Origin of the sequence: Mucilaginibacter sp. NFR10 (assembly GCF_900100445.1) — a bacterium.
Lineage (GTDB): Bacteria > Bacteroidota > Bacteroidia > Sphingobacteriales > Sphingobacteriaceae > Mucilaginibacter > Mucilaginibacter rubeus.
Map to the genome: position 1 here is coordinate 1 of NZ_FMTV01000027.1, position 1,142 is coordinate 1,142.

The 1,142-nt window shown below is 46.2% G+C and carries 1 protein-coding gene; it reads right to left on the reverse strand.

Translation table 11 applies throughout. The features are described 5' to 3' along the window. The coding region (locus tag BLP33_RS27115) for an ATP-binding protein (RefSeq protein ID WP_217633236.1) at positions 1-1,142 on the reverse strand (1,142 nt) is incomplete at both ends.

A 1,142-nucleotide genomic window follows, 5' to 3' on the forward strand; every position in this document is an offset into this window, starting at 1 on the left:
AGTTCGGCGTTCAATCTTTTTGCCCGCGTGTGGATATTCCGGATGCCCATGGTTTCGTGCTTGCGCACATCGGGGTCAAATCCGCGCCCGTCATCACGGATGCTGATCTGCAGCCGGTTTTTGTAAAGATTGATTTCCAGAAAGGCGTTTTGTGCCTCCGAGTGTTTAACAATATTGTTTAATACTTCCTTAACAAGGAGGTATACCTGGCGCCTTTTTTCGCCGCTGATGGTAACCGGGGTTTCGCTGACGGAGGCATTTACATGGAGGTCAATATTGCTGTATTCAAATATTTTAATGGCTTGTTTATGAATAAAGCCGGCCAGGTTGCTTACTTCGTCGTTTTCGGCATCAAGGCTCCAGATAATTAACCTTACCTGGGTAGATATATCGGTAATGGCTTCATGAATAGCGTCAATCTCCTTAAAAGCAGGCTGATCGGCTGTTTTGCGGCTGAGTAATTCGGTCCTGAGCTTAATACCGGAGATGCTTGCACCTAAATCATCATGCACCTCACTGCTGATGCGCTGTCGTTCGCGCTGCAGGGCAAGGGCATTTTCATAGTCCTTTTTTTGTAAGCCGATGATGGATTGATAATATTTCCGTACCAGCAGGAAAGCGATGATTATGGCACTTAATACAGCCAGCACCTGCAGCCATAACTGCTGGTACCATAAAGGCATAACGTCAAATTTAAAAATGAGCGGTTGGCTTAACTGGTTAAAACGGTCGGCAGCCAGGGCTTCTAACTCATAGTTTCCGGGGGGCAGCAGGTCGAACCGTTTTTCGCCGGAAGGCGCGACGCTCCAATTTTTATCAACCCCCTTAAGCCTGAAGCGGTATTGTATTTTGCCCATGCTTTTGTAGGATAGGGCAACGCAGTTAAATACAACAGGCCGGCCGTAAGTAAAGCTGTTTTGAGTTCCGGGTATCCCATCATTAATCAACACCGGTTTAGGCAGGGCGGTGTTCCCTAAATTTTGAGTAACGGCTATGCCCTGATCTGTAGCTATATAATAATCATGACCGTTCTGTACCACATCGGCAACGTTATCTGAAGGGAGCCCGTTACTGGTATTGAGTAAACTTATCCGGTAATTTTGATAATGATTATAGAAGCTGATAATGCTTACACCGTTCGC